Here is a 1,007-nt window from a genome sequence, read left to right as displayed (position 1 = left end):
AGTTTTCAATCACTGCGTTATCGTAACAGTTTCCTTTACGAGACATGCTTTGTGTAATGCCACGTTTAGTAAGGGAATGACGGTATTGTTTCATTTGATAGTGCCAACCTTGATCAGAATGGATCAAGAGTGTATCTTTGACTGTTAAGTGTTCAAACGCTTGGTCTAACATCGTTGAAACAAGTGAATAAGTTGGTCTTGAACCAATTGTGTATGTGATAATTTCACCATTAAATAAGTCTAACATTGGCGATAGATATAGCTTTTCTCCAAATAATTTAAACTCCGTAATATCCGTAACCCACTTTTTATTTGGTTTTTCAGCTTGAAAGTTGCGATTTAAAATATTGGGTGCAATTTTTCCAACTGTTCCTTTATAAGAGCGATATTTTTTCATACGAACGAGACATTTTAATCCCAATTCTTTCATGATACGATACACTTTTTTATGATTTACTTTATGTCCGCGATTCGTAAGTTCATCACGAATACGACGATAACCATAAAGCCCCTCATGTTCGTCATAAATGGTTCGAATCAATCCTTTTAGTTCTACATCTGAATCAGGACGATCGAATCTTTTAACCCAATAATAATACGTACTACGCGGAATATCTGCGATCTGAAGTAGCACCTTCACTGAAAATTCATGCCTTAATTCATAGACTACTTGGGCTTTGTCTTGTTTCGTGATTTCTCCTTGTTTTGAACTAAGGCATTCAACTTTTTTAAATACGCATTTTCCATACGTAAACGCTCATTTTCCGCTTGTAGTTCCTCTATTGAACCTTCAACTATTCCTTGATCTTTAGTTGTATTTGTTTTTTTCTTTTCCATGGATGGACGCCCCTTTTTCTTTGATTGTAGGGCATCCAATCCTCCTGTTCCATAAGCTACTTTCCATTTTCGAAGTGTTTCGTAAGAAGGAATGTTGAAAAGCGCCGCTGTTTCCCTAATAGATGTCCCTTGTTCGTTCATATAATTAAGTACATCTAGTTTATACTGGG

The 1,007-nt window shown here is 35.9% G+C and carries 1 pseudogene; it reads right to left on the bottom strand.

Features of this window, described 5'->3' with window-relative positions:
• Positions 1-1,007: pseudogene (locus ABH955_RS29155) on the bottom strand (IS3 family transposase); the annotation flags it as partial.

Origin of the sequence: Bacillus sp. RC240 (genome assembly GCF_044907945.1) — a bacterium.
Lineage (GTDB): Bacteria > Bacillota > Bacilli > Bacillales > Bacillaceae_G > Bacillus_A > Bacillus_A mycoides.
Note: the sequence above shows the minus strand (reverse complement) of the source record. Positions and strands in the feature narration are given on the sequence as shown.